Annotated in this window: 26 protein-coding genes, 1 tRNA gene and 2 pseudogenes; 19 read left to right on the forward strand and 10 right to left on the reverse strand. The window is 68.6% G+C overall.

Annotated features, from left to right (window positions below):
* Both ABEA81_RS37245 and vanR-Sc read right to left on the reverse strand, forming a co-directional pair.
* Window positions 1-319: pseudogene (locus ABEA81_RS37245) on the reverse strand (sensor histidine kinase); the annotation flags it as partial.
* Window positions 320-330: 11 nt separating this feature from the next.
* Window positions 331-1,008 carry a VanSc-type vancomycin resistance response regulator transcription factor VanR gene (vanR-Sc, locus tag ABEA81_RS37250; protein ID WP_345611936.1) on the reverse strand — a complete coding sequence of 226 codons (678 nt, stop codon included), beginning with the start codon at window positions 1,006-1,008 and terminating at the stop codon, window positions 331-333.
* A gap of 266 nt (window positions 1,009-1,274) precedes the next feature.
* On the opposite strand from vanR-Sc, the gene ABEA81_RS37255 reads away from it, so the two are divergent.
* The 3 genes and pseudogenes from ABEA81_RS37255 to ABEA81_RS37265 all read left to right on the forward strand — a co-directional run bounded on the left by ABEA81_RS37255 (window position 1,275) and on the right by ABEA81_RS37265 (window position 4,770).
* Window positions 1,275-1,937 carry a M15 family metallopeptidase gene (locus tag ABEA81_RS37255; protein ID WP_345611937.1) on the forward strand — a complete coding sequence of 221 codons (663 nt, stop codon included), beginning with the start codon at window positions 1,275-1,277 and terminating at the stop codon, window positions 1,935-1,937.
* A 23-nt stretch (window positions 1,938-1,960) separates the two neighbouring features.
* Window positions 1,961-2,257, forward strand: a pseudogene (locus ABEA81_RS37260) (ABC transporter ATP-binding protein); the annotation flags it as partial.
* Window positions 2,257-4,770 carry an ABC transporter permease gene (locus tag ABEA81_RS37265; protein WP_345611939.1) on the forward strand — a complete coding sequence of 838 codons (2,514 nt, stop codon included), beginning with the start codon at window positions 2,257-2,259 and terminating at the stop codon, window positions 4,768-4,770. The pseudogene ABEA81_RS37260 and the gene ABEA81_RS37265, both read left to right, overlap by 1 nt.
* Before the next feature lie 125 nt (window positions 4,771-4,895).
* Here ABEA81_RS37265 and ABEA81_RS37270 read toward each other — a convergent pair whose 3' ends face one another.
* The 3 genes from ABEA81_RS37270 to ABEA81_RS37280 form a co-directional block, all read right to left on the reverse strand.
* Window positions 4,896-5,324: an arsenate reductase ArsC gene (locus tag ABEA81_RS37270; RefSeq protein ID WP_345611941.1), complete on the reverse strand. Its 429-nt coding sequence runs from the start codon at window positions 5,322-5,324 to the stop codon at window positions 4,896-4,898.
* A gap of 91 nt (window positions 5,325-5,415) precedes the next feature.
* Entirely contained in the window at window positions 5,416-6,495 is a 1,080-nt protein-coding gene (gene arsB, locus ABEA81_RS37275; protein ID WP_345611942.1) for an ACR3 family arsenite efflux transporter, read from the reverse strand.
* Complete coding sequence (locus tag ABEA81_RS37280; RefSeq protein ID WP_345611943.1) at window positions 6,492-6,866, reverse strand: ArsR/SmtB family transcription factor; 375 nt, start codon at window positions 6,864-6,866, stop codon at window positions 6,492-6,494. Before ABEA81_RS37280 ends, arsB begins: the two co-directional genes overlap by 4 nt.
* Before the next feature lie 108 nt (window positions 6,867-6,974).
* Here ABEA81_RS37280 and arsM point away from each other — a divergent pair, with 108 nt between their 5' ends.
* The 3 genes from arsM to ABEA81_RS37295 all read left to right on the forward strand — a co-directional run bounded on the left by arsM (window position 6,975) and on the right by ABEA81_RS37295 (window position 8,734).
* Entirely contained in the window at window positions 6,975-7,757 is a 783-nt protein-coding gene (gene arsM / locus ABEA81_RS37285; protein WP_345611945.1) for an arsenite methyltransferase, read from the forward strand.
* Window positions 7,758-7,921: 164 nt separating this feature from the next.
* Window positions 7,922-8,080, forward strand: a complete 159-nt coding sequence (locus ABEA81_RS37290; RefSeq protein WP_345611947.1) for a hypothetical protein — start codon at window positions 7,922-7,924, stop codon at window positions 8,078-8,080.
* A gap of 15 nt (window positions 8,081-8,095) precedes the next feature.
* Complete coding sequence (locus tag ABEA81_RS37295; RefSeq protein WP_345611948.1) at window positions 8,096-8,734, forward strand: cysteine hydrolase family protein; 639 nt, start codon at window positions 8,096-8,098, stop codon at window positions 8,732-8,734.
* 1,037 nt (window positions 8,735-9,771) lie between these two features.
* Here the strand turns inward: ABEA81_RS37295 and ABEA81_RS37300 are convergent.
* The gene (locus tag ABEA81_RS37300) at window positions 9,772-10,494 is read right to left on the reverse strand and encodes a hypothetical protein (RefSeq protein ID WP_345611949.1); all 723 of its coding nucleotides are present in this window, start codon (window positions 10,492-10,494) and stop codon (window positions 9,772-9,774) included.
* A 47-nt stretch (window positions 10,495-10,541) separates the two neighbouring features.
* Window positions 10,542-10,612, reverse strand: a tRNA-Cys gene (locus ABEA81_RS37305).
* A gap of 606 nt (window positions 10,613-11,218) precedes the next feature.
* On the opposite strand from ABEA81_RS37305, the gene ABEA81_RS37310 reads away from it, so the two are divergent.
* Together ABEA81_RS37310 and ABEA81_RS37315 are read left to right on the forward strand one after the other, a co-directional pair.
* Window positions 11,219-12,367, forward strand: a complete 1,149-nt coding sequence (locus ABEA81_RS37310; protein ID WP_345611951.1) for a hypothetical protein — start codon at window positions 11,219-11,221, stop codon at window positions 12,365-12,367.
* 818 nt (window positions 12,368-13,185) lie between these two features.
* Entirely contained in the window at window positions 13,186-14,025 is an 840-nt protein-coding gene (locus ABEA81_RS37315) for a PaeR7I family type II restriction endonuclease (RefSeq protein WP_345611952.1), read from the forward strand.
* A gap of 1 nt (window position 14,026) precedes the next feature.
* Here the strand turns inward: ABEA81_RS37315 and ABEA81_RS37320 are convergent, their stop codons facing one another.
* Window positions 14,027-15,706, reverse strand: a complete 1,680-nt coding sequence (locus ABEA81_RS37320) for an Eco57I restriction-modification methylase domain-containing protein (protein ID WP_345611953.1) — start codon at window positions 15,704-15,706, stop codon at window positions 14,027-14,029.
* 1,139 nt (window positions 15,707-16,845) lie between these two features.
* Between ABEA81_RS37320 and ABEA81_RS37325 the strand changes: the two genes are divergently transcribed.
* Together ABEA81_RS37325 and ABEA81_RS37330 are read left to right on the forward strand one after the other, a co-directional pair.
* Complete coding sequence (locus tag ABEA81_RS37325) at window positions 16,846-17,343, forward strand: hypothetical protein (protein ID WP_345611955.1); 498 nt, start codon at window positions 16,846-16,848, stop codon at window positions 17,341-17,343.
* A gap of 133 nt (window positions 17,344-17,476) precedes the next feature.
* Window positions 17,477-17,785 (forward strand): hypothetical protein, encoded by a 309-nt coding sequence (locus ABEA81_RS37330; RefSeq protein ID WP_345611956.1) that lies wholly within the window; start codon window positions 17,477-17,479, stop codon window positions 17,783-17,785.
* 152 nt (window positions 17,786-17,937) lie between these two features.
* Here the strand turns inward: ABEA81_RS37330 and cutA are convergent, their stop codons facing one another.
* Both cutA and ABEA81_RS37340 read right to left on the reverse strand, forming a co-directional pair.
* Window positions 17,938-18,288: a divalent-cation tolerance protein CutA gene (cutA, locus tag ABEA81_RS37335; protein WP_345611958.1), complete on the reverse strand. Its 351-nt coding sequence runs from the start codon at window positions 18,286-18,288 to the stop codon at window positions 17,938-17,940.
* Complete coding sequence (locus tag ABEA81_RS37340; protein WP_345611959.1) at window positions 18,285-18,905, reverse strand: helix-turn-helix transcriptional regulator; 621 nt, start codon at window positions 18,903-18,905, stop codon at window positions 18,285-18,287. Before ABEA81_RS37340 ends, cutA begins: the two co-directional genes overlap by 4 nt.
* 158 nt (window positions 18,906-19,063) lie before the next feature.
* On the opposite strand from ABEA81_RS37340, the gene ABEA81_RS37345 reads away from it, so the two are divergent.
* From ABEA81_RS37345 to ABEA81_RS37385, 9 genes are all read left to right on the forward strand, one after another.
* Window positions 19,064-19,471 (forward strand): hypothetical protein, encoded by a 408-nt coding sequence (locus ABEA81_RS37345; RefSeq protein WP_345611960.1) that lies wholly within the window; start codon window positions 19,064-19,066, stop codon window positions 19,469-19,471.
* Window positions 19,468-19,704 carry a hypothetical protein gene (locus ABEA81_RS37350; protein ID WP_345611962.1) on the forward strand — a complete coding sequence of 79 codons (237 nt, stop codon included), beginning with the start codon at window positions 19,468-19,470 and terminating at the stop codon, window positions 19,702-19,704. The genes ABEA81_RS37345 and ABEA81_RS37350 overlap by 4 nt, the downstream gene beginning before the upstream one ends.
* Window positions 19,705-19,897: 193 nt before the next feature.
* Complete coding sequence (locus tag ABEA81_RS37355) at window positions 19,898-20,035, forward strand: hypothetical protein (protein WP_345611964.1); 138 nt, start codon at window positions 19,898-19,900, stop codon at window positions 20,033-20,035.
* Complete coding sequence (locus ABEA81_RS37360; RefSeq protein ID WP_345611966.1) at window positions 20,035-20,511, forward strand: hypothetical protein; 477 nt, start codon at window positions 20,035-20,037, stop codon at window positions 20,509-20,511. Before ABEA81_RS37355 ends, ABEA81_RS37360 begins: the two co-directional genes overlap by 1 nt.
* Before the next feature lie 280 nt (window positions 20,512-20,791).
* Window positions 20,792-21,085 (forward strand): hypothetical protein, encoded by a 294-nt coding sequence (locus ABEA81_RS37365; RefSeq protein WP_345611967.1) that lies wholly within the window; start codon window positions 20,792-20,794, stop codon window positions 21,083-21,085.
* A gap of 4 nt (window positions 21,086-21,089) precedes the next feature.
* Window positions 21,090-21,278: a hypothetical protein gene (locus tag ABEA81_RS37370; protein WP_075950704.1), complete on the forward strand. Its 189-nt coding sequence runs from the start codon at window positions 21,090-21,092 to the stop codon at window positions 21,276-21,278.
* A gap of 131 nt (window positions 21,279-21,409) precedes the next feature.
* The gene (locus ABEA81_RS37375; protein WP_345611970.1) at window positions 21,410-22,987 is read left to right on the forward strand and encodes a cell division protein FtsK; all 1,578 of its coding nucleotides are present in this window, start codon (window positions 21,410-21,412) and stop codon (window positions 22,985-22,987) included.
* Window positions 22,984-23,202, forward strand: a complete 219-nt coding sequence (locus ABEA81_RS37380; protein ID WP_425570824.1) for a hypothetical protein — start codon at window positions 22,984-22,986, stop codon at window positions 23,200-23,202. Before ABEA81_RS37375 ends, ABEA81_RS37380 begins: the two co-directional genes overlap by 4 nt.
* Window positions 23,199-23,972 (forward strand): hypothetical protein, encoded by a 774-nt coding sequence (locus ABEA81_RS37385; protein ID WP_345611972.1) that lies wholly within the window; start codon window positions 23,199-23,201, stop codon window positions 23,970-23,972. Before ABEA81_RS37380 ends, ABEA81_RS37385 begins: the two co-directional genes overlap by 4 nt.

Below are 23,972 nucleotides of genomic sequence, written 5' to 3' on the forward strand. Positions count from 1 at the left end.
CGGCGGTGCGGGTGGCGGCGGTGATGCGGGTCAGTGGGGCGAGCATGCGGCCGGCGAGGATCCACCCTCCGACGAGGCCGAACACCAGCAGGAACGCCATCACGACGACGGCCGCCGGGGCGAAGACCAGCGGCCCACGACCCCGGAGCAGGAGCACGTTGGAGACCAGGTTCTCGAGGGAGTCGAGCCTCGGTCCGGGTGCGTCGGGCAGGAGGAACACCCACACGGCCGCGAGCAGCAGGGCACCGGCGAGCGCGAGGAACCCGGCGTAGCTGAGGGTGAGTTTGAGCCGAACGCTCAGCCCCGGCCGCCTGTCCACGGTCTCCTCCGTCACGCCCCGGCGCCGAGGGCCGTCTCGATGCGGTAGCCGGCGCCGGGCACGGTGGCGATGATCCCGGGTTCGCCGAGCCGTTTGCGCAGTGCCGAGACGGTGATGCGCACGGCGTTGGTGAACGGGTCGGCGTTCTCGTCCCACGCCCGCTCCAGGAGTTCCTCGGCGCTGACGACACCGCCGTCGGCCGCGACGAGGACTTCGAGCACGGCGAACTGTTTGCGGGTGAGCGGGACGTAGCGGCCGTCGCGGTACACCTCGCGGCGGAACGGGTCCAGACGCAGACCGGCGATCTCCCGCACGGGTGGCCTGTTGTGGGCGCGCCTGCGGTCGAGTGCCCGGAGCCGGAGCACGAGCTCACGGAGGTCGAACGGCTTCGTGAGGTAGTCGTCGGCGCCGAGCCCGAACCCGGAGGCCTTGTCGTCGAGCCGGTCGGCTGCCGTGAGCATGAGGATGGGCATGCCGCTGCCGGAGGCGACGATGCGTTCGGCGACCTCGTCACCGGAGGGCCCGGGGATGTCCCGGTCGAGGACGGCGATGTCGTAGGTGTTGATGCTCAGCAGTTCCAGAGCGGTGTCACCGTCACCGGCGATGTCGGCCGCGATCGCTTCCAGGCGCAGGCCATCGCGGATGGCCTCGGCCAGGTAGGGCTCGTCCTCGACGATCAACACCCGCACAAGATCTCGATGCTACGAGCCGGGGTATATCGCAGGCATATCGAAAACCGGATACGCCCCGGCAACACCACGCCGCCTTCCCTGGAGGAGTGACCTACCGCGGACCTGTGCCGGCCGGAGCGGCCCACGCTGCATTCGACGATCGCTTCCCGACACAACCCATCGCGGTCGGCCGCGGCCGGGCGGCGCTCGTCCTCGACGACCGGCACACGCGCGCTCCGTCGCGCCACCGCGCTCCCTCGGCCGGAGCAGCCCGCTCTCCACGATTGACGATCCTCATCGCCGCCGCCGTGGTCATCGCCGCGGTGATCGGAGCGTTCGGCTACCGGACGGTCACGTCCTCGTCCCCGTGGGCGGCACCCGCGCGATCCGTTCCCGCAACGGCGCCGGCAGCGTCTCCCCCGCACGCGGACGACGTGCGGCGGCGTCCCCCCTCAGCAGGCGACGACGTTCGTCCCGGTGACCGTGGTGCACTCGGCGAGGCCGACGGTGCCGTCCCCGACGGCGTGACGGTCTTCGACGACGACATCCCGGCCGTGGCCAACCTCGACCCGGGTCTCCGCACGGCCCTCCGCCGGGCGGCAACCGATGCCGCGGACGACCGGGTCGAGTTCGTCGTCAACAGCGGTTGGCGATCCCCCGAGTACCAAGGGCACCTCCTCGACGAGGCGATCGCGAAGTACGGCTCGAAGAAGGAAGCCGCCCGATGGGTGGCCACGCCCGACACGTCTCCGCACGTGGCGGGGGACGCGGTCGACATCGGGCCCACCGCCGCCGCGACGTGGCTGTCCGGGCACGGGGCCGCGTACGGGTTGTGCCAGATCTACCGCAACGAACCGTGGCACTACGAGCTACGCCCCGACGCCGTCGATCGCGGTTGCGCGCGCCTGTACGCCGACCCCACACGTGATCCGAGGATGCAGCAGTGACCACCACCCAGCCGGCCACCCGGGAAACCCTGGCCGAGACCCTCGGGGTGGCCGACCGGCTCGACCACCGCCCCGCCCAGCTGTCCGGCGACCAGCAGCAGCGGGTCGCGATCGCCCGCGCCCTGATCACCGGCCCGGACCTGCTGTTCGCCGACGAGCCCACCGGGAACCCGGACTCCACCACCTCGGCGGAGGTGCTCGAGCACCTGCGCCGCTCGGTGCGCGAGCTCGGCCAGACCGTCGTGATGGTCACCCACGACCGCGACGCCGCCACCTACGCCGACACCGTGGTCACCATGGCCGACGGGCGCATCGCCTGATGCGCACCGTCTTCCGCGCCTCGCTGCGCATCCACGCCCGCCGCTACGTCGCCGCGGCGATCGCGGTGACCGCCTCGGTCGCCTTCGTCGTCGTGATCGGCGTGCTCACCGCCGGGGCCAGGAGCGGGCTCACGGACGGCACCGGGTCGCCGTACCGCGGCGCCGACCACGTGGTTTCGCCGGCGATCTGGCCCGGGTCCCAGATGGACCTGGACGAGGTGATCGCGTTCACCGAGCGACACGGCGAGAACGCCGCCGCGATCGGCCGGGGCAGCCCGCCGGCGCAGGTGGACGGCCGGCCGCTCTCCAGGGTGATGGTGGCGCCGATCGCCCGGTCTCCCGAGCTGCGCTGGCAGCAGCTCGTGACGGGCCGCTTCCCGGCGGCCGAGGGCGAGGCGGTGCTGCACGACTGGTTCGCCCAGGCCGAGAAGATCGGGATCGGCGACCGGATCCGGATCGGCGAGGGCTCAGGCGCGACCGACGTGGAAGTGGTCGGCGTGGTGGAGTCGCCCGCGCCGGGCGCCATGGCCTCGGTGTACGTCACCTGGCCGCAGCTGCTCCGGTGGCGCGACGACCTGCACCTGGGCTCGGTGGCGGTGCGCGGGGACATCCTGGGTCCACTCCCAGGAGGCGCGAAGGTGCAGTCGCCAGAGGAGTTCGTGACCGAGCGGGAGGCCAAGTTGCGCGACGCGGTGGACACGTGGTCGTTGATGCCGCTGTTGTTCGCCGCCATCGCCGTCGTCGTCTCGGTCCTGGTCATCGCCAACACCTTCTCCATCCTGTTCGCGCAGCGGATGCGCGACTTCGCCCTGCTGCGCTGCGTCGGCGCGACCCGGCGGCAGGTGGTGGGCTCGGTACGCCGGGAGGCGGCCGCCGTCGGGGTGCTCGCGTCACTGGCCGGCGTTCTGGTCGGCGTCGGTCTCGGCTACGGCGTGATCGCCCTGATCAACGCCGTCGTGCCCACCGCCCGCAGCGGCGTCGTCAACACCCGTGCGCCCGTGATGTCGGCGAGCGCCCCGGAGCCGACCGCGTTCTGGCCCTGGCTGCTCGGCGGGTTCGCCCTCGGTCTGCTGGTCACCCTCGTCGCCTCCTGGTTGCCGGCCCGGCGCGTGGTCCGGGTGAGCCCGCTGGCGGCGCTGCGGGTGGGCGGGAGCACGGACGTCGCGCTCGACGTCCGCACGGCCGCCGGCCGGACGCGGCTGGCGCTCGCCGCGCTCGGGCTGGTCGCCGGGCCGGTCCTGCTCGGGACGGCGATGGCCCAGGACAACACAGTGCTGATGCTGGCCGGCGGAGCCGCGGTGTCGGCCGGTGTCCTTCTCGTCGGGCCGGTGCTCGTGCCCCGCCTGATCCGGGTCGCCGGGGCGCCGCTCGGCCTCGCCGGGCGACTGGCGACCCAGAACGCCGTGCGCAACCCCCGGCGGACCGCCGCCACCACCGCCTCGGTACTGGTCTGCGTCACCCTGACGACCGCCGTGCTCACCGGATCGGCCACCACGCGTGCCGCCTCGGACGCCGAACGCGGCGTGGAGCACCCCATCGACGTCGCGCTCACCTCGTCGGGGACGCCGCTCGGCTCCGACCTGCTCGACCGGGTCCGTCGCACCCCCGGGGTCGAGCAGGCCGTGCCGGTCGACGGCGTCGTGGCCCGGGTGTCCGGGCTCGCCGAGCCCATCCCGCTCCTCACCACGCCCGCCGCGGGGCAGGTCGCCCGCGACGGCGGGACGTTCGCCCACCTCCGACCAGGCGAGATCAGGATCGATCCCGGATCGTTGACCGACGACCCGGTCCGCAACCCGATCGACATCGGGACCGGTGATGAAGTCACGGTGCGCGTCGGCGACCGGGAGGCACGGCTGCAGGTCGTCGTCGGCGTGCCGTCGACCCACGAGCTGCACCAGGCCTCCGGATGGGGTCCAGCCGGCGTGGTCGCGACCGAGACCCTGGCACGGCTCACCGACTCCCCGCAGCCGCTCGCCATCTGGGTCCGCGCCACCTCCGGCACCGACTCGCTGCAGCTCGTCGGCGCCATGGACGAGCTGGCGGAGCCCGCCGGGGCGACGGTCGACGACCAGCTGCAGGCCCGGGCGGCGGAGGAGGGGCTGCTGGGGGTCCTCACGCTGTCGGTGCTCGGCCTGCTCGGCATCTCCGTGGTGATCGCCGTGATCGGGATCGCGAACACCCTCGGGCTGTCCGTGCTCGAACGCGCCCGCGAACACGCCCTGCTGCGCGCGCTCGGGCTCACCCGCAGGCAGCTGCGGCGGATGCTCGCGGCCGAGGCGATGCTCCTGTCGGTGGTGGCCACCCTGCTCGGCAGCGTGATCGGCATCGGGTTCGGCTGGGTCGGCTACGAGACGTTCGTGGAGCGGGCGCTGGCCGAGGTCCCCCTGCAGGTCCCGTGGCCGCAGCTCGGCGTCGTCGTCCTCCTCGCCGCGCTGGCCGGACTGCTCGCCAGTGTGCTCCCGGCCCGCCGGGCCGCCCGGGTGCCCCCGGCCGCGGGGCTGTCCCTCGACTGACCCGCCCGGCAGCCGCGCGGCCGGCGGCGCCCGCCGTGCCCGGCACTGTGCCCGGGACTCGTCCGTGCTCGGGGGTACGGACGAGTCCCTTCCGCTGGCCATCGACGGCGGTTCGCCCTCGACAGTCAGCGTGCCGGGCTCTCCGACCGTGCCGGAGTCGTGATCTCTGCGAGGAGCGCCGTGACCCGGGCGTCGATCTCGTCGCGGATGGGGCGGATCTCGTCGGCGGTCTTGCCTGCCGGGTCGGTCAGCTCCCAGTCCAGGTACCGCTTACCCGGGTAGACGGGGCAGGCGTCACCACAGCCCATGCTGATCACGACGTCGGCGGCGCGGACCACGTCGTCGGTGAGCGGCTTGGGGAACTCCTTGGACAGGTCCAGGCCGACTTCCGCCATCACCTCGTGAACGGCCGGGTTGATCTGGTCGGCGGGGACGGATCCGGCGGAGCGGACGTGCACCCGCCCCTGGGCGTGGTGATCGAGCAGGGCGGCGGCCATCTGCGAACGGCCGGCGTTGTGCACGCAGACGAACAGGACCTCGGGGACTGGGGACACGATCGCTCCTTCGGCGAGGTCGGTCGCCGTACGCTCGAGCACGGCGATGTCGGCGAGGACCCGGGGCCCTCGGGGCCTGCGGACAGGGCAGTCATCGGGCTGCAGTGGCGCGCCACCAGCGCCGGCGCAGGGCGAGCGAGACGTAGACGAGCGCGACGAGCACCGGGACCTCGATCAGCGGCCCGACGACGCCGGCCAGCGCCTGCCCGGACGTGACGCCGAAGGTCGCGATGGCGACGGCGATGGCGAGTTCGAAGTTGTTGCCGGCCGCGGTGAACGCGAGCGTCGCGGCGCGTTCGTAGCCGAGCCCGACGGCCCGGGCGAGAGCGAGCGAGCCCAGCCACATGACCGCGAAGTAGGCCAGCAGCGGCAGCGCGATGCGGGCGACGTCCAGCGGCTGGGAGGTGATGGCGTCGCCTTGCAGGGCGAACAGGACGACGATGGTGAACAGCAGCCCGTAGAGGGCGAGCGGCCCGACCCGGGGCAGGAACCGCGCCTCGTACCAGGCCCGTCCGTTGGTGCGCTCCCCGAGCAGGCGCGAGAGGTAGCCCGCGACCAGCGGAACACCGAGGAACACCAGCACCGAGGCGGCGATCGCCCACGGGGACACGTCGAGCGTGGCCTGGGGCAGGCCGAGCCAGCCGGGCAGCAGGTCGAGGTAGAACCAGCCGAGCGCGGCGAACGCGATCACCTGGAACACCGAGTTCAGTGCGACCAGTACCGCGGCGGCTTCCCGGTCGCCGCAGGCGAGGTCGTTCCAGATGATGACCATGGCGATGCAGCGCGCCAACCCGACGATGATCAGTCCGGTGCGGTACTCGGGGAGGTCGGGCAGCAGCAGCCAGGCCAACGCGAACATGAGCGCGGGTCCGAGCACCCAGTTCAGCACCAGTGAGATGACCAGGAGCCGGCGGTCGGCGGTGACGCTGTCGAGGCGGTCGTAGCGGACCTTCGCCAGCACCGGGTACATCATCACGAGCAGGCCGAGCGCGATCGGAAGCGAGACGCCCTGCACGGCGACGGCGTCGAGCGCAGACCCGAGCCCGGGCACCAGCCGGCCCGCGGCCAGGCCGAGGGCCATCGCGGCGATGATCCACACCGGCAAGAACCGGTCCAGCGTCGACAGCCGCGCCGCGACCGGGGCCGCCTCCACGGGATTCGTCCTGGTCACGCGCGGACGCCCGGCTCGATCGCCAGCACCGTCGACAGCCGGGCCAGCGCGGCCGGCTCGACGCGGTAGTACACCCAGGTGCCGCGCCGCTCACCGGTGATCAGCCCGGCTTCGCGGAGCACCTTGAGGTGGTGCGAGATCGTCGGCCCGGACAGGTCGAAGCCCGCGGTCAGGTCGCAGACGCACGCCTCGCCGCCATCGTGCGAGGCGATCAGCGAGACCAGGCGCAACCGCACCGGATCACCGAGCGCCCTGAACGCCCGCGACAGCACCACCGCCTGCTCGGCCGGGATCGGCTCCCGCACCAGCGGCGCCCCGCAGCCGACCACCGAGGACAACTGCGCGAGCTCGATCAGCCGCTGCTTCGACACCTGTCTACCTTGACAGTCTTCGATTCAGCGGCGCAACCTCTGTCTCGACAATTGTCGATACAGGCGGGCCGAGCGATGAGACATCCGGACCAGGAGCACGCCGACGCCGTGGATCGAGTGCGATCGGAGGTGCGTGCTCGCTACGCCGAGGCCGCGACCAGAGCGGCCGGGAGCGAGCCCGAGCCGGCGCGGGCCGCGGAGGTCGCGGCCGGGTGCTGCGGGCCTGGTGGTGGCGGCTCCGGGCCGGTGGACGTGGCGTTCGGCGCGCAGCTCTACGAGCCGGGTGAGGCCGCCGGCTCACCCGAGGCGGCGGTGGCCGCGTCGCTCGGCTGCGGGGTGCCGACCGCGGTGGCCGAGCTGCGGCCCGGCGAGGTCGTCCTGGACCTGGGATCGGGGGCGGGCGCCGACGTGCTGATCTCCGCGCGCCGGGTCGCGCCCGGTGGGCGCGTGTTCGGCCTGGACATGACTCCGGAGATGCTCGCGCTGGCCCGCGCCAACGCGGCCGCCGCCGGTATCGAGAACGTGGAGTTCCTGCACGGCTACCTGGAGGACGTTCCCCTGCCCGACGCCGGCGTGGACGTCGTGATCTCCAACTGCGTGATCAACCTCGCCGCCGACAAACCGGCCGTGCTGCGCGAAGCCGCGCGGGTGCTGCGGCCGGGCGGCCGGTTCGCGGTGTCGGACGTGCTCGCCGATCCCGACGTCGACGACCGGACTCGCGCCGCCACGAGCCGGTGGACGGGCTGCGTCGCCGGCGCGCTGACCCGCGCGGAGTTCACCGCAGCGCTGGTCGAAGCGGGCCTGACGGACATCGAGATCGTCGCGACACACAGGGTGCACGAGCACGCCGCCGCCGCGATCGTCCGCGCTCGCAAGCCCGCGCCGCGTTAGCCCAGCTGTCGCCCGAGGACCACCGCGGGTGTCGACGCATCGAGGCGTCAGCTCGACCGCTCCACTGCGGCGGCGCCGAGGAAGCCGAGGAACGGCGGGCAGCGGCGCACTCGCCTGTGACCGCCACGTGCCCCGCCTCATGCTCGGCGTCCCACGAGCGGTCGGTGTCGACGAGGCCCCCGCGACGTCGACGACTTCCCCTGGGCAAGGAGGGCCTGCTCGAGTGGACCTTCATCCCGGTCCAGGTACCCCTGCCGATCGAGGCGCTGTTCCGCGACGATGTGGACATCGCCGAGCCGCTCGACCGTACGACGGCGGCCTGAACCGCGGAGATGACCATGCACGAACACCGCGGCCTGCGGATCCGCACCGAGCTGTCCGAACTGTGCGACCCGAGCCGCCTCGCCCTCCTCGTCTACGACATGCAGGTCGGCATCGTGGCGCAGATCGACCACGGCGACCGGGTGACCGCGAACGTCGCTCGCGTCCTGTCCGCGGCACGGCGCGCCGGGGTACGCACGTTCTTCACCCGTCACATGTCCCTGCCCGTCGCGGCCTCGGGCGTCTCCGCCGTCCGCACCGCCATGGCGTGGCAGCGCAAGACCGATCCACGGCAGATCGTGTCCCCGTTCCCGAGGGACTCGCCGCAGTTCGCGATCGTGCCGGAGGTGCAACCAGGCCCGGACGACGTCGTCTTCGACAAGATCGCGATGTCGGCCTTCGTCGGCACACCGCTGGAGTTCGCACTGCGGGATTGCGCGATCGAGGCCTTCGCGGTGGTCGGCGTCGCGATGGAGGTGGGCATCGAGCCGACCGCACGGCACGCCACCGACCTCGGCTTCGTCCCGATCATCGTCACCGACGCCTGCGGGTACGGCCACGAGGACGCCGCGAAGCGCTCCCTGGAGACGCTGGAGTTCGCCGGCGGCACCCTGCAGACGGACACCGCCACCCTCGCCGCGCTCCTGGAATCCTGATCCACCGGGCTGCTGTACACCATCCGCACCCTTGCGCTCGGCGTAGCCGACCAGCATCTGCCGCTCACCGCGAGTTCCAGGAGCGGGACGCCGAACCCGGACGAGTCACTCACCCGCGTGCCAGCGACGACGATCACGGCTCGACAGGCCGGTGAATCTGCCACGCCGTCGAATCGGGACATCCACTCGGCGAACTCGGGAGAATCGGATCGGACGACCCTGCCGCGACCGTGTAGCCGCACGATGTTCGGCTTGCCGCCGAATGCGCAGAACATCACCGCGATCTGGCCGTTCTCGCGGATGTGGGCGATGGTCTCGGCTCCGCTCGCCGGACCCTGGACCTGCTGAACGAGAGGTTGCACCAGAACGGGAGAGCCCCGGTGCCGGTCGACCGGTTCCGGGCGAACATCGTGATCGACGGGCAGCTCCTCACATCGAGGACCTGGTTCGACGAGCCACGATCAGTGACTGCGAGCTCGACTGCGCGAAGCTCGCACTGCGGGCCGCTCCGCGCCCACCGGGGATCGCGCCTGAGACCACGAGCGCGGCCATCAGGCGGAAACACCCTCCGCCTGATCAGCCGCACATGCGAGAGGGCCCCTGACCATGCTGGTCAGGGGCCCTCTCGGTGTTGGTAGCGGGGGTAGGATTCGAACCTACGACCTCTGGGTTATGAGTCGGGAGTCCGGCGTCCCGCACGGTCTCACGCGGGTCACCGCAGCGCTCCCACTTCGGGACCGGCGGCCGGGCCGTCTCACTCGTGCCCCGCCGCACCGACAAATGCCGCCGCGTCGCGGTCACAGATCTGGTCACAATCGGCGGCACCTGACGCCCGCCCCGCCTGCCGAGTGCCATCTCGTCGACCTGGCGCAGCCCGACAGCACGGCCGCCCGCGGGCAGCCCTCGACGCCACCGCCGACAGACCTCGCGAAACTTTGCCCGTGGGTGGACGTGTGGTAGCCCTTCGGGAGGTCGGCGGGATGGCCCGCCCCGCCATCCCGGCGACCTGCCCGCCCGGCGAGGGCGTCCCGGCAGGATCAACTTGGAGATACGCCGGAAGGGCGGCGGCGATGGCGTGCCATCATTGTCCGCTCCCACTTACTCCGGCTTCCCTTAACTATTCTTTCATTAGCTGCATTCAGATTCCGCACATGAACGTCGAAGTCACGTTCGTGAGCAGCAACAGTTGCCACTAAGTCATGCACTACCCGCACCAGGTGCTTTAGTAGGTTGCGCTCAAGCGTCAACCGCCAGAGCGAGTAGGTTCGAATGGTCTTCATGCGTTCAGCATCAACGATTACACTCGACACCTTGAATGCAAATTCCCACTGTCCATGTGCCAGTGCGTTTCGCGCATTAGCAAGAGGGACTATGCGCTTATCGATCACTTCAACAACTTTGTTGTACCTAGCACGATCAGTAAACTGAAGAGCTTCGGGAACCCCCGACGAACTAAGTCCTCTGCGCCTCGCGAAACCCAATCGCACAAGCTCTCGCCAGCGGTTCTCAACCGAGAGGGCGCCGAGGCTGTAGCGATCCGGCTCCCTCAGGCCCGAATAATACCACACAATCTCGTTGACTGAACTCTCCATATAGGCAGCAAGCGCAAGAGTCGCGAGCCTAGTGTACGCTTCTTGCTCCGCCTTATTCCCTGAGCGGATGGCTTGCTTTCCGGCTCGAGCAACCATGGAGAACGCACGATCGATCGCCTGACTGTTGGCAGAATGCCTTGACCAGGCCTGAAACGAGTCGTAGCTCAAGCTGCCGTCCATTCTCGCGCCGACGCAAGGCACACAGAGTATGCCCTCCGTCGGCCCGGGAATCGAACCCGGAAACTTCTCCTTGCGGGAGCTGTGTTGACCATTACACCAACCGACATCCAGCTGCAACCCAATCGCGGATTCCGTATGATCAGTACTTCGTCCTGGACCGCAGCTAGCGCCGACAGTATAACCTACCACCTAAGCTGGGACGCGCTGCGGGTCCTCACCCATCTATCAGTCTGCGCAGTTCGGCATGAGCTGGCGCACAGGCTACTCGTCCGGACTTGAACGCCTGCTGGCAACGGCAGACCGAAACTGCCTGTCGGCCTCTACGAGAGTCTCGTTGGCGTGAGCCCTCGCAGGACGATCCTCCTTTTGCAACTCAGTCCCCGCAAACCATGCGCTCGTTCGTATGACCGACGCGCGGAACCATGAATCCTGCGAAACAAGGTCCACTTTCGTGGTCGCTGCTGGTTGCTAACGTTAGCTGTCGCGAACAGCTCCGATCCCCGCGACATGTCCGCCGTCGTGTGGCGCGTGCTGCCGACGTCCGCCATCCAAAAGTGGGGGTAAACACGGGGGCTCTACCCGGCTCCCCATCCGACAGTCCGCCGTCCAGGGACCTTGAAGGTTCGTCCTGAAGCTCCGATGACCAACGCACCGGGCGGGTCTTGGCGGAGTGCGTCCGTGCGCCGGGCATGCGGCACGGGAAGATGCCCTCATGTCCGCGCACAGCTTCCTAGAGATCGGCCAGCGCTTGATGCTCGGCAGCAGAGAGGGCTACGTACCGGACATAGCGGCCCTGTTCATCGAGGACGAGCTGGAGCACAACGACGAGCGCTTCGGCTACGTCTCGACAGCGGGCGAACTCCGGGATCGGCTGCAGCTGCATGGGTACACCGCCGCCCGGGCCCTCCGAGAGTTGGACGCGGCCGTGGCGGCATGGCACGGGCAACACCCGAATCCCGGCGCAGACACGATGGGAGTACCAGTTCGAGGTTCAGCCGATCTACTCGCAGAGCTGCGCGAGTACGTCAACGGTACCGACGAATGGGTACACTTCCAGCTTCCTGATGATGTTGAGTGGGAGCTTGACCCCCGAACACATCTGCGCCTCGTCCTCGACCTCGTCGAAGCGAGGTTCCCCGTCCGCTATAACCTGGACGACCTACAGAGTTACGAACTGCTCACCCCAGGTACTCCGATCACGGAGCAGGCGCGAGAGGCGCGTCGCCATGTCATCGCGACTGATGCTCCCCTTGTGATCCTGACGGAGGGCTCCAGCGACTCACTGCTGCTCGGCGATGCGATCCGTGTGACACATCCACACCTCGTCGGGATGCTGCACCTAATGGACTTCGCGGCTGGAGCAGAAGGCAGCGCAGCGGCCTTAGCGAGGCTAGTGCACTCATTCGTAGGGGCAGGCATCGCAAACCGAGTACTGGCGTTGGCGGACAACGACACGGCAGCGCATGACGCGCTCGCCAAGCTAAAGCGTGAGGGCCTGCCGGATGGCTACCGAGTACTGCATTATCCGGACCTGCCGCTGCTTAGGCGGTATCCGACTCTGGGGCCCCAACTCGCGGATTCCGTCCTGATGGATGTGAACGGCAAGGCAGGAAGTCTGGAAATGTATCTTGGGCGCGAGCTGCTGACCGTCGACGGCGAGCTGGTGCCGGTACAATGGACGGGCTACATCGAGGGACAGAAGGGATACCAAGGCGCGATTTCGGCGGTGCACAAGAAGCGAATCCAGCGGGAGTTCCGAAGGAAAGTTAGGTCCGCCCTGGAGGACCCGAGCGTGCAGGAGACCCAGGACTGGAGCGGGGTCCAGGCGATTGTGGGGGCGATACTTGGGGCGTTTGAGTGAGGGGAGGACTTGCGTCCACTGGATTATGGGTCGAGCGCCGGATGTATCCAGGCATATCGTCATAGTCAGTGACAAGCCCCGTGACCTCACCGCCGAATCAGCGCCGTCTCACTCGTACCCATCACGCCAAGCGGTTGTACGGCGTCCTGGTCACACATCCGGTTACATCAGGGCTGGCGCCGGCGCGCCTGCCCTGCCTGCGTGCCATCCCGTCAACGGCTGCAGAGTGGTTCGAAGACGACCTGCGAACTACAGATTCCTAGATCGTGCCGTGGGACGGTGCCGCGTGGTGCCGGACATTGCCGCTAAGCTGCGCGGGCGCCTGCGGCAGATTCTTGGCGTTCTGTGCCGGCACTGACCATTCCCGGTAGGTAAACGTGGGAACTGATCTTACGACGACTACCTCGACCCATCAACTCTGCGAGACAAGATCGACGTCCGTGTATGTACTGGTCGGGCCAGCATGCTGGGTCGTGCTGGGGCGGGACGGAGCATGCCAGCGCTCGTGAGGCCTCTGCTGCCTCTCCGCAGCTCCCGATGCCGCCAGTATCGTCCCCGTCGACTGGCGTAGCCCGAGCGCACTCACGCGCGTGAGCGGCCCTCGACGTATCCGCTAGCGTTCGTCGTCAAGCTCTATCTGCGGGGGCCACGTGGTAGCCCCTCCGGGAGGTCAACGGGATGACGCGTCCGCGCACTTAGCGGCCTGCCGTCACACAACGCCACGACCTCTTGACACAGTTCGTCAATTCCACCAACCCTCCTACCAGGGCCAACGCTGCCTTCCTACCCTGCCTGAGGAGTGATCACAGCACCCCCATATGGTCCGCTCTGACCTAGATCAGCGGCGCGACCAGGAGGCCGATAAGTTGACGCCGGAGCAAGAGGCCGACGTTGCAGCAGCGCTCCTGGCATTCTGGACAAGCCAGGACGAGGCAGCACGAGCACAGCAGGCACGCGGGGTAAACGATGTAGGCGGCCGGGCTGGCGTCACGTCCGGGGGCCATCTCGACCGCGTTGCACAGCTTCTAGGCAGGATCTGCATCGGAGCTGGCGCGCCCAAAGAAGAGGTATTCTATAAGTATCCGGTCGATGACCCTAACAAGCGAGCGGGAGCATCCATCGGTTACACATTGCCTGGATATTATCGCCCAACAAAGCAATGGGACTTGGTTGTTTACCGTGACAATGTCCCAATTGTTGCGATCGAGCTTAAATCTCAGAAGGGGCCATCGTATAGCAACAATGCTAACAATCGCGCTGAGGAAGCCCTCGGCAACGCTTTGGATTTCAGGCGGGCACAGCAGGCTGGCCTGATTCCTGGTGATCCGTGGATTGGCTACGTCTTCGTGATCCAGGACGACGAGAAGTCTCGGCGCGGTCGGGGCAACCAAGATCGTGGGCGCTTTCCTAAAGACCGAATGTTCGAGGGCTGGTCATACGTGGAACGCGTCAGGCGCTTGTGCCAGCGCCTGGTGGAGGACGAGCACTACGACCGCACATGGGCAGTCGCCACCAGTGCGCCCCCGAACTTCTCGTGGGACGAACCTGACGCTGAGCTCAGCGGCTACGTCCAGTTCCTAACAGGACTGACGGCGGCAATCGGTCGACATTATGACGGGGTACCGCGCACAGGCCAGGCGAAGCTCTCTCTCTTCTGAGCTAGTCCGACCTGACCTGGTTCGTGCTCTTGAGCCACGACGCCGTCTCCTCGCTCAAGCCGTAGACGCGGATCGCGACCTCCGTTGCAGCAGCGGTGTCCCGCTTCTCGAATGCGGCCGCCAAGGCATCTGCATCCTTGGCCGAGACGTCCTCTGGTCGAGGCACTCGGATACGGCGGAGGTACTGCGCCTGAAACCGCAGCGTCCCACCCCGCATCTTTACGCAGTAGGCGCCGACGGTCATCTCGGCGACCTTTGAAAGAAGCAACCCGCCTAGCACCTTCAGGTCCCAGGTATCCGAGACGATAAAGTACAAATTATGGTGCGGGTATGTACCGCCTGGATCGTAGACCGGGTGGGAGGTCATCTTCATGTCAGGGAATAGGAGCTTTTCTCGGGCAGTTAGTTTGTGATCGACCTTATCGATGGTGCGGTACCAACGGCTGGGTTGTCGGTGAGCAACGTTACGCCTCTTGAGCAACCCGTCCTGACTCTCGAAGTAGCGGCGGAGCCGGGGCCAGTCGGCCAAATCGACGAGCGAGCCCTCATCCCACGGGTTGACCAGATAGTGTCCTGAGGGCTTCAACGTGCCACTGGTCGTGTCTTGCGCCATGGATAGCGGAAGCAGGCGCTCAGGCTCCACGAGCTCGCTGTCTCGCGTGACGAACACCCCGTCAGCACCAGTCGCGACTCCGATGCCAATCCTTGTGCCGACTGTCCGATCTTCCAGCGAGTAAAAGCGCTCGTTGAGATCCTCGACGAGGGCCAGGACAGCCGGGCTGCCACTGGGCCAAAGATCTTCCCCTCTGAACCATCGAGGCAATTCAGAGATCTCGTAGCGGTCGTTCAAGACGGGCTCACGCCGGTCGCCCCGAACCCACTCCGTGATGGCGACGGCGTCGTCTGGACCGAAGCGGCTCGTCGTGTTGGCAACGACAGCTGCCCTCTGCTCAGCTCGTCGGATGACGGAGACTGCGGGGTATGCCGACACCGACTCTTCAAAAGCGTTGACGTCGTGCATCTGGATGGTGACGTCGACGCTGTAGCCGTCGCCAATCATCTTTCGCAGCTGCTTGCCGTATTGATTGCGCATCCAGCGGTCTGCGACGATGAAACCCAGCCTTCCGCCTTCGCGAAGCGAGCGAAGACCGAGCTCTATGAAGCCGACGTAAATGTCGGCGCGCCCAGTCATGGATTGACAGGCAGCTCGATAGAGCAACGTACGAGTCTCTGGTACGTCTTCCAAGCGGATGTACGGCGGGTTGCCGATGACGAAGTCAACGGACCCAAGCTCGGCCGGACGGAGCAAGTAGTCGCCCGTGGCGATCCACTTGCTCACCACCATCTCCGACTCAGCCTCGTCCCAGCCGGCGGCTGTAAGCACGGCGGTCGCCATCTTGCGGGTCGCCTCAACGTTTTTCGGCAGCAGATCGAAGGCTCGTATAGCGTCACCGGCGTCGTTGAGCGAGTAGCCATAAGCCTTGGCCGACTGGCTCAACCGCTCAATCATCGGGCCGAGGAAGGCACCAGTACCGCAGGCCGGTTCGACTGCTCGGAGGGCAACGAGGTCGCGGTCGGCTGTGTAGCCACAGAGGTCGAGGATGAACTCAACGACCCAACGACGAGTGAAGACTTCGCCGTGCTCAACGACGTCTTCAGGGATGCCCGTGCTGTCCTCCACCGGCTCAGGCTAGCCCGCGGCCACGACAGGCTGACGCAGCGCGGTCGGGTGTCGCAGGCCGCATCCATACACGTACTGGCCGTCCACTGACGGGGTGTGCCGCCAGGCCACGGCGAGCCACGCGTGGTGGTCCCAGTCCACACCTGCGCGTACGGATACCACTAAAGCCGTTCCGAAAATCTCGCTGTCCGCTCGGAGCCCGAGCACTCAGCCCTGAACGCCTGCTCTGCGGGGAGCAGTCCGTACTGCTGCCCTGGTCACACTACTGGTCCGTGATGATCGCTACGACCGTCGGCGATCGCTTGTAGTGCCCTTCTGATGCTCGCAACCACGGCGTGAGCGTCCCGCAACGAGTGGCCTTGGTGTGGCATCCCGTCGACCTGGCGTAGCCCGATCACGCCGCGGACGGAGGACAACCTGCCCGCGAAGATCGACCACGTGCAGGTGTCCGGCGCAGCCGGCCCTGTCCCTGGCCACGATGCCAGGCTTGCCCTCCGGCCGCGGCGTGATAGCCCTCGTGGAGGTCGACGGGATGCCACACCCCGAAACCACCCACTCCTCCCCCGCGCTCGCACTCCGCCCGGCATCCCGGAGACCTGCCCGTCCGGCGAGGACATGTTCTTGTTCTTCCCTTGCTGCGAGCGGCGCAGAGCTGTTCGCGGTGCCGCGGCCGGGTCCGCTCTTCCTGCCGGGCGCGCGGCGCCGGGGACCGGCCGGAGGCCGCACGCCCCGGCGCCGCATGGCGCCCGGCATCGGGCACAGGCCCGGCCGCGGCGCCGCAGGCGCCGCCTTGAACAAGCAGGGAAAGTCTGAACACGAGCAGGCTGTGAACCCAGGCTGTGGCCGCTGTGGGCGGGGCCCTGCTCGGCCAGTCCGCAGATCGAGGCCCGTAGCGCCTTGGGTCCGGCTGCGACAGGCGACGGGCAGCAGATCCCGCGAGATACGTGATCGGAGACACAGCGGGTTAAGTGACCCACATCACATGTACGGGTTAAGACTAAGCTGCAGCTGTGGCCTGAGTCACATGAGGCGTACCGCCGGTTGCCGCTGGCCGCACTCGTTCTGCCGTCCACCGCGCCGGGGGACACCTCAACTGTAGTTGTCCCTCCCTGGCCACCCCGCCGAGTACCGTCTTCGGCGTGGATCAGGATCAGGACGAGTGGATCCGCGAGCTCCTCCGGCGCCGGGACGTCGAGGACCGCGACCTCGCCGCCGCAGAGAAGCGACACAAGGAGCGTACCGACGCCATCGATGTGCTCCTTCGGGCTGCGGGATGGATCAACGGGGCACACGTCGACGGCCCACGCAAGAAGACCACCGTGATGGTCGACGCGAACGTTCTGGTCGTCGCGAACAGGACCACGCGCGACTACGTGAAGCGCGCGCTCGCGGACGCCGGTAAGCCGATGAAGATGTCCGACGTCGTCGACGCGGTGAAGGACCTCGGGGCCCCCGCCTCTGAAGTGACGGTCCGCACGGTGCTCGCGAAGATGCTGAAGGCGGGACAAATCACCCGGCCCGAGCGGGGGATGTACGGCCTCCCCGAACAGCCCGCAGGCCCCGACCCGGAGGTTGCCCACTTCCTGGAGAAAGTTGAGGAGAGGGCCAAGGAGACCCCGGAGGACAACGAGGACTAGGTCTGCTCGGCCGCAGAGGCCACTCCCCAGAACACCGAGAGACGGACCCAAGATCCGCCTGAGAAACGACTCGGGCCCGTCCCACGGTGCGTCATGCCCCGACGAAGTCTCTACAACCTGTAGGAGCGCATCCATGGTAGCTCTGACGCTGCCTCATGCCCAGGTTCAGTCCCCTGTTGAGCTGGGTCTCACCCATCAGTTGTTCGGCCCGTTCGGCATCACCGCGATGGTCCTCGTCGCCATGGTGATGATTACGTGGATCCTGTTCCAGGACTCGGAGTCTCGGCACCGCGCCGGCATCCTCGACGCGATCTTCGGCGGTTTCGCGGAGCTCGTCCGTGCGCTCGCGGAGCTCGTCCGAGCCCTGCCTGCCGCGATCCGCGCCGCTATCGAGGCGATCCGGGAGTTCTTCGGCAAAGATCCATCGGACGGCACGCGGTAGTCGGGCCGGGGCCGTGAGGTGAAGTAGCACGTGGATCGACGGGTCTGGCAGGCGCAGGTCGAGCGAGGGCACCGAGGGCTGCTAGCCAGAAGGCACCGTCTCGTTGAGGTCGCCCACCTCGACGAGACGGGCCACGCGGCGGCGGTGCGATGTCATGAGTCGTCGGCATCCGCGAGCGAGGTCGACTGACCGGTCTCGGCGGCAATCCAGGCGAGGTACTCAGGATTGCCGTCGTAGATCGGTCGAGCGCTGATGCCGGGCACCTGGTACGGGTGACGCTCCTTGGCGTACTGGACGATCTCGGCAACGAGCGCCCGCCGGGTGTGCAGGGAGGCGCGCCCCTCGGTGCGCTCGTGCACCTCGCCCTGCCACCGGTAGATCGAGTGGACAGGGGCGAAGTTGTGAACGCTCGAACAGAGGCGCTGATCAACAAGCTCGCGTGTGAAGCTGCGGAGCCACGCGGGATCGGGCGCAGTGATCACGACCTCGCACAGCTCGGTCATGGCGCTGCCGTCCCTCGCTCGGCGATCAGTTCGTCCATGGCCTGCTCGGAGTCTTCACGGGCCTTGCCCATCGTTGCCCAGCCGGTCATGACTTGATCGTCAGCGCCGAGACCTACCCATCGGCCGATCATGCTGAGCCCGTGAGCGTGCTTCATGAAGAAGTACATCGTCCCCTTCGACCGGACCGCCCCTTCGTTCGCGGCGTACCAACCGGTGAGGACCTGATTGTCCCAGAATCGGAACTCGCCGGTCCAGAGGTAGCCACCGCCTTCCTCTGGGCTGAGTCCGTGCTCTGTGGCTGCGACATGGACGATCTCGCCCTCGTGGCGCATGTACACAGGCTGCGTCGCGATCCTCTCGATGCCGTCGCGCGACGTCTGCCAGGACGCCCACCAGTCGCCAGTGAGGCTGACGCCGCTCGGAGCGCGACCGGCTAGCTCGGTCACCGAGACACCCAGGGCGTCGGCAATGGCGATCGCGACGGACAGCAGCGGTTGTTGCTCGCCGGCCTCGTACCGGCGGATCTGACGTGTATCAACACCGGCGGCGCGCGCAAGGGCGCTCTGCGACAGCCCTAGGTCGGTGCGTCGTCGCCGGATGACTTCGGACATCTCCATTGCACCATCGTAGGACGTCCTGGTCCGCGGCCACCGGACCACCTCGCCCCATGAGGACTAGTTCGCCCTTGACAAGGGGACGAGTTCGCCCCATCATAGGACTATGACGCCCTCATTAAGGGCGAAGAAGACCTACCAGGTGGAACGAGGAGGAGCAGGTGCAGGACCTTCCGGTGATCTTGGAGCAGTACAAGTTGACGATCGTGGAGCCGGCGGCGCCGAAGACGCGGCGGGACGACAAGACCGGGCAGGACGTGGTGGTGACTGACCGGCAGGGCGCGACGATGTTCGTGGTGTCGCTGTTCGCGAAGTTGCAGGTCCGGGCGGGTGAGCGGGCGCCGAAGGGTGAGGAGATCCGGGTGACCCTGGAGACCGACCCGGGCGAGGGCTTCGCGGAGGACGCGCGGGTGAAGCTGATCAACCCGCGGATCAACGCCTACCAGATCGAGAACAAGGACAACGGCCGCGTCACGTCTGGTATCGCGTTCAAGGCGGCCGGCCTGACCCCGGCGGGTGCCCAGGCCCCGGCTCCGGCGCCGGTGCCGTCCCCGAAGGGTGAGAAGTGAGCACCCGGCCCGGGATGGGCGTGTCGGTCAGCGTCCACGCGGACGCCACCACGTTGATCGCGTCGAAGCTGCTCACCGTGGATGGCCAGCCGTGCCCGATCCTGCGAGTGGAGGGCGCCCGCGACTACGTGGCGGTGTTCGCGGACCGGCCCGAGCTGATCCGACTCCGGGACGCGATCGACAACGCGCTCGCCGACCTGGACTCGGCGCAGGCACGGGAGTCGGCCGCGTAACCGACCGGCCGACACGAGGAATCCGCGGGCCGAGCTAGCCCGCAACCAATCAGAACGGAATTCCCGCGGAATGCGGGGCGAGGTAGACGCACGCCAAAAACGAGGCTACAGGAGGCGAATGGGAATGGTGTGCGAGACGTGCGCCGGGACGAGGGTCTGCGGGCCGTGTGATGGGCGCGGGGAGTTCGAGGACATGGACTCGGACGCCGTGTTCGAGTGCGAGATCTGCGGCGGAGACGGCGTGTGCATGGAGTGCGACGGAACGGGCGAGGTCGACGGCCTGGACCCGAGCGGAATCGACGAGTTCGACGGAATGGGAGTGGGTGAGTGATGGCAACGGCGGTGAAGGACCGGTCGGCGGGTCTGGTGCGCACACACGTGATCACCGGCTGGCCCGACCAGGTCCACGCGGCCCTGGAACGTGCACAAGCCGACGGGCGACTGGTCGGGGTCGGTGACGTGACCGAGCTGCCGGATCGCCAGGTGCAGGTCAACGCACAGCTCCGCGACGAGCAGCCCCAGCGGGCCCGGTGGATCTCGCGGCTGAGGTGGCCGGCCACCTGGGTGTGGGCGTGGATCGGCGCGGGTGTGCTGGGTGTGGGCGCGGTGGCCGGTGTGGCATGGGCGGTCGTGACCGCGGTGTCCGCGCTGATCACGGCAGTCTCGGCGGCCGTCGACGCGGCGACCGGGTGGGTCGGAACGTACTGGCCCGCACTGGCCGGGATCGCCCTGGTCCTGCTCCTGCTCGGGACCGCGGGCGGGGTGAAGAGGTGCACGGGGATGCACTGCGGGGGGTGTCGACGGTGACCACCGCGATCAACCGCAACGGCAAGGGGCGGACCCGCCAGCCCGTCACCGGTGTCGGTCGGCTGGTGCGCCGGATCGAGCACGAGCGGCGCCGCTGGATGGGCCGCGCCGTCGACGAGGTCCCGACCGAGCAGGCCTGGCGGGCGGGGGTGGCCGAGGGGCTGCGCCTGGCTCAGGTCGCAATCCGGAAGGGGGGTCTGACACCCGCACAGCCGCACGAACACCACGTACTTGACCAGCACGAACGTCCCGGGGAGGGGCGTGAGCTATGGCAACAGCGATGCAGAAGGCACGGCAGTGGCACAAGGGCCGGACGAACCGGATCGCGGTGGCGCGGTTCGCGGAGTTCTGGACGGCGCTGCAGAACGTCGGGGACGCCCTCGCCGAAGCGCAGAAGGAGTCCAAGCGGGCCGATGACCCGAAGTGGAAGGCCCGTAACCAGCGGCACTGGGAGCTGGCCAGCGTGGAGGAGATCCGCGGCGCGCTACGGGCGAGCAAGTTCTCGCTGCGGATCGTGTCCAGCCAGGCGAAGGCGTTCGAGGAGCAGTTGATCACGAAGGACTGGAGGCGGTAGAGGAATGGCGAACCACATCGATCGGCTCATCGAAGAGCTGGACGCGACGATGCTGCGGCTCGGCGAGGCGATGCGCGGTATCCCGATCCGCCGCGGTTCTTTCAAGAAGACCCACGACAACCTGGTCCGCGATGTGGCCCGGGTGACCACGATGCTGGACGCGGCCCGCCCGGTGCTGCGCAAGAACGACTAACCGAGCACCCCGCAAGAGACAGGCTCCGGGCCGGGACCTGACCGGCCAACCCCCTGAAAGCGAAGGGCCCTGGAATGGGTCCCGGCCCAACCTGTCTCCAAAACAGGCAGAAATTGATTACGGGAGTTGGAATGGTTACGTTCGAAAAGCGCGGAAAGAAGAACACGAGCAGGAGTGCTCGCGGGCGCGGCGGGTCGGCGTCCGGGCGCACCTCGGCCCGTCCGATCGGCACCGAGTTCCGAGTGCTCGCCTGGCTGGTGCGCCACCCCGGATGGCTGATCGCGCCCGCGGTCGCGGTGTGGGCCGTCTATGTGTGGGGCACGACCGCCGCCATGCTCGGTGCCGCCGTGCTGGTGGCGGCCGTGGTGGTGTGGTGGCGGGCGCATCCGGCCTCGTTCGACCGGTGGGCCGCCCCCTGGATCCGCTCCACGTGGCGGCGCTGGACCGCCTACCGCGGCCGCCGCTGGCGGGACGTGCTGGACGAGTGCGACCTGACCCGCGAGCACCGCCGCTCCGGACAGCTATTGGTCCCGCGGGTTGTGCGGGTCCGTGCGATCACCCCGTCCGTCGACGTGGTGACGGCGCGGATCGTGCGCGGGCAGGAAACCGCGATGTTCGTCGACCGGGCCGCCGCGCTCGCCGACGCCCTGGGTGCCCACCAGGTCGCCGTGACCCGAGCCAAGCCCGGGGTGGTGACGGTCATCGTGGAACGCCGGATGCCGTTCGACCGCGCCCTGGACGCCCCGGCGATTCCGGACAGCGTGGACGAGGTCGACCTGTGCGCGCTGGACGTGGGCGATGACGAGTTCGGGCGGGCGTTCCTGCTGCGGGTGCAGGGCAAGCACATCCTGACCGTGGGCGGCTCCGGGGCCGGGAAGGGGTCCGGGCTGTGGGGGCCGCTGCGGGCGATGGGCCCGATGATCCGCGCCGGACTCGTGCGGCCGTGGGTGATCGACCTCAAGGGCGGGGTGGAGACCGAACGCGGCGCGCCGCTGTTCCACCGGTGGGCCACCACCCCCGCGGAGGCGCTCCAGCTTCTGACCGACTTCCGGGACTCCATGGTCGCCCGCCAGGTCTGGATGCGCTCTGAAGGGCTGCGGGACTGCCCGATCAGCTACGACACCCCCTACGAACTGCTGATCATCGACGAGTTGGCGATGCTCACCGCCTACGGCGACGGGCCGGCCGTGCGGGAGGCGCTGCGGCTGCTCGGGGTCGTGCTCACCCAGGCCCGGGCGACCGCGCACAGCGTGATGGCCTACGTGCAGGAACCGTCCAAGGACGTCGTGGACGTCCGCGAGCTGTTCACCCTGCGCATCTGCCTCGGCGTCACCGCCGCCTCGCACGTCGACATGGCCCTGGGGGAAGGGGCCCGCGACCGCGGCGCGCTCGCCGACCAGATCCCCGGCGACCCCGACCACGCGGGCATCGGGTTCGTGATCGACCCGGTCACCCGGGCGCCGTTCCGGTTCCGCTTCGGCTGGACCACCGACTCCGACATCGACGAACTCGTCCAGCGCTGCACACCCCACCGCAGCACGGACGACGCCGATGGCGACGAGGCAGAGGTCATCGACATGCCCGCCGCCGACCAGCGCGACACCAGCCACCGCGACACCGAGCAGGGCCGCGACCAGGGCCCCGACCGGCGGCGGAACTACTACAGCGACGACGAGGACGACGACGAGGCCGGAGAGGAGAGCGCGTGATGTTGGACATGACCGGATGGGCCCTGGTCACCTGGCTGAAGGTCACCGCACTGCTCGTGGCCATCGTCACCGGCGCGTGGTGGTTCCTCGGCACCCAGCACGGCGCCTTCTGGTTGATCGTCGTCGGCGCGGTACTCGCTGAGGGCTGGACCGTTCGGCAGCTGGCCCGCGAGTGGGGACACGAGGCCCGGTTCCAGTGGTGGTGGCTGCGATGAGCCCCACCCACCGGCCCGCCCGCCGTCCGGCCGCTCCGGCGCAGGGGGCGTTGTTCGGGAAGCAGGTGCCGATCCCGGCCCCGCGTACCCCGACCGTCGCCACCCAGGACCCGGAACTCGTCGCGTCCGTGGTCCGGGCCGCGACCGCCCGCGGCTATGTGCTCATCGGCCCGGCCCAGCGGGTGTTCCTCCGACAGGCAGGCGAGACCCGCAAGGGCGCCCCGGTCGACCCGGTACCCGCCTACGAACAGGACACTGTCCGGCAACTCCTGGACGCCGGGCTACTCACCACCGGCGGCACCCACATCGTCCGCCACGGGGGCAAGGAGGGGCCGGCCACCTCGGTGCTGGTCCCGAAGGCCACCCGGGCGATGGTCACCCGCTGGGATAGTTACCGGCCCCTTTATGGCCGCGGCACCGGTCACCGCGTGATGCGGAGGGCTGAGATGGCGCGCATCACCCACGTCGACGTCGTCCGACCCGGGCGAGGGCTGGTCACCGGCCGCGCCACCGAGGGGCAGGACGACGGGTTCTCCGGCGAGATCATCCGCGACGGCACCGACTACCTCGTCGAGGACGCGCACGGCGTCGGGATCGGCCGCGCCCGCTCGTACCGCGCCGGGGCCGAACGCTTGGCCCGCCACTACGACACCGACCCCGGGCACGTCGAGATCACCTACGAACGCGACCGGCACGGCCGTTGGTCCGGCGACGCGGACGCGGCCCGCGCCACCGCCCACGCCAACCGGGCCCTACGCCGCCACACCTGA

Source organism: Pseudonocardia adelaidensis (assembly GCF_039543345.1).
GTDB lineage: Bacteria > Actinomycetota > Actinomycetes > Mycobacteriales > Pseudonocardiaceae > Pseudonocardia > Pseudonocardia adelaidensis.

Bases quoted from the DNA above. Each gene is read 5' to 3' on its own strand.
- ABEA81_RS37265 (WP_345611939.1), top strand. From the start codon at position 2,257: ATGCGCACCGTCTTCCGCGCCTCGCTGCGCATCCACGCCCGCCGCTAC.
- ABEA81_RS37295 (WP_345611948.1), top strand. From the start codon at position 8,096: ATGCACGAACACCGCGGCCTGCGGATCCGCACCGAGCTGTCCGAACTG.
- ABEA81_RS37310 (WP_345611951.1), top strand. From the start codon at position 11,219: ATGTCCGCGCACAGCTTCCTAGAGATCGGCCAGCGCTTGATGCTCGGC.
- ABEA81_RS37315 (WP_345611952.1), top strand. From the start codon at position 13,186: ATGGTCCGCTCTGACCTAGATCAGCGGCGCGACCAGGAGGCCGATAAG.
- ABEA81_RS37330 (WP_345611956.1), top strand. From the start codon at position 17,477: ATGGTAGCTCTGACGCTGCCTCATGCCCAGGTTCAGTCCCCTGTTGAG.
- cutA (WP_345611958.1), bottom strand. From the start codon at position 18,288: ATGACCGAGCTGTGCGAGGTCGTGATCACTGCGCCCGATCCCGCGTGG.
- ABEA81_RS37340 (WP_345611959.1), bottom strand. From the start codon at position 18,905: ATGGAGATGTCCGAAGTCATCCGGCGACGACGCACCGACCTAGGGCTG.
- ABEA81_RS37355 (WP_345611964.1), top strand. From the start codon at position 19,898: ATGGACTCGGACGCCGTGTTCGAGTGCGAGATCTGCGGCGGAGACGGC.
- ABEA81_RS37360 (WP_345611966.1), top strand. From the start codon at position 20,035: ATGGCAACGGCGGTGAAGGACCGGTCGGCGGGTCTGGTGCGCACACAC.
- ABEA81_RS37365 (WP_345611967.1), top strand. From the start codon at position 20,792: ATGCAGAAGGCACGGCAGTGGCACAAGGGCCGGACGAACCGGATCGCG.
- ABEA81_RS37370 (WP_075950704.1), top strand. From the start codon at position 21,090: ATGGCGAACCACATCGATCGGCTCATCGAAGAGCTGGACGCGACGATG.
- ABEA81_RS37375 (WP_345611970.1), top strand. From the start codon at position 21,410: ATGGTTACGTTCGAAAAGCGCGGAAAGAAGAACACGAGCAGGAGTGCT.
- ABEA81_RS37385 (WP_345611972.1), top strand. From the start codon at position 23,199: ATGAGCCCCACCCACCGGCCCGCCCGCCGTCCGGCCGCTCCGGCGCAG.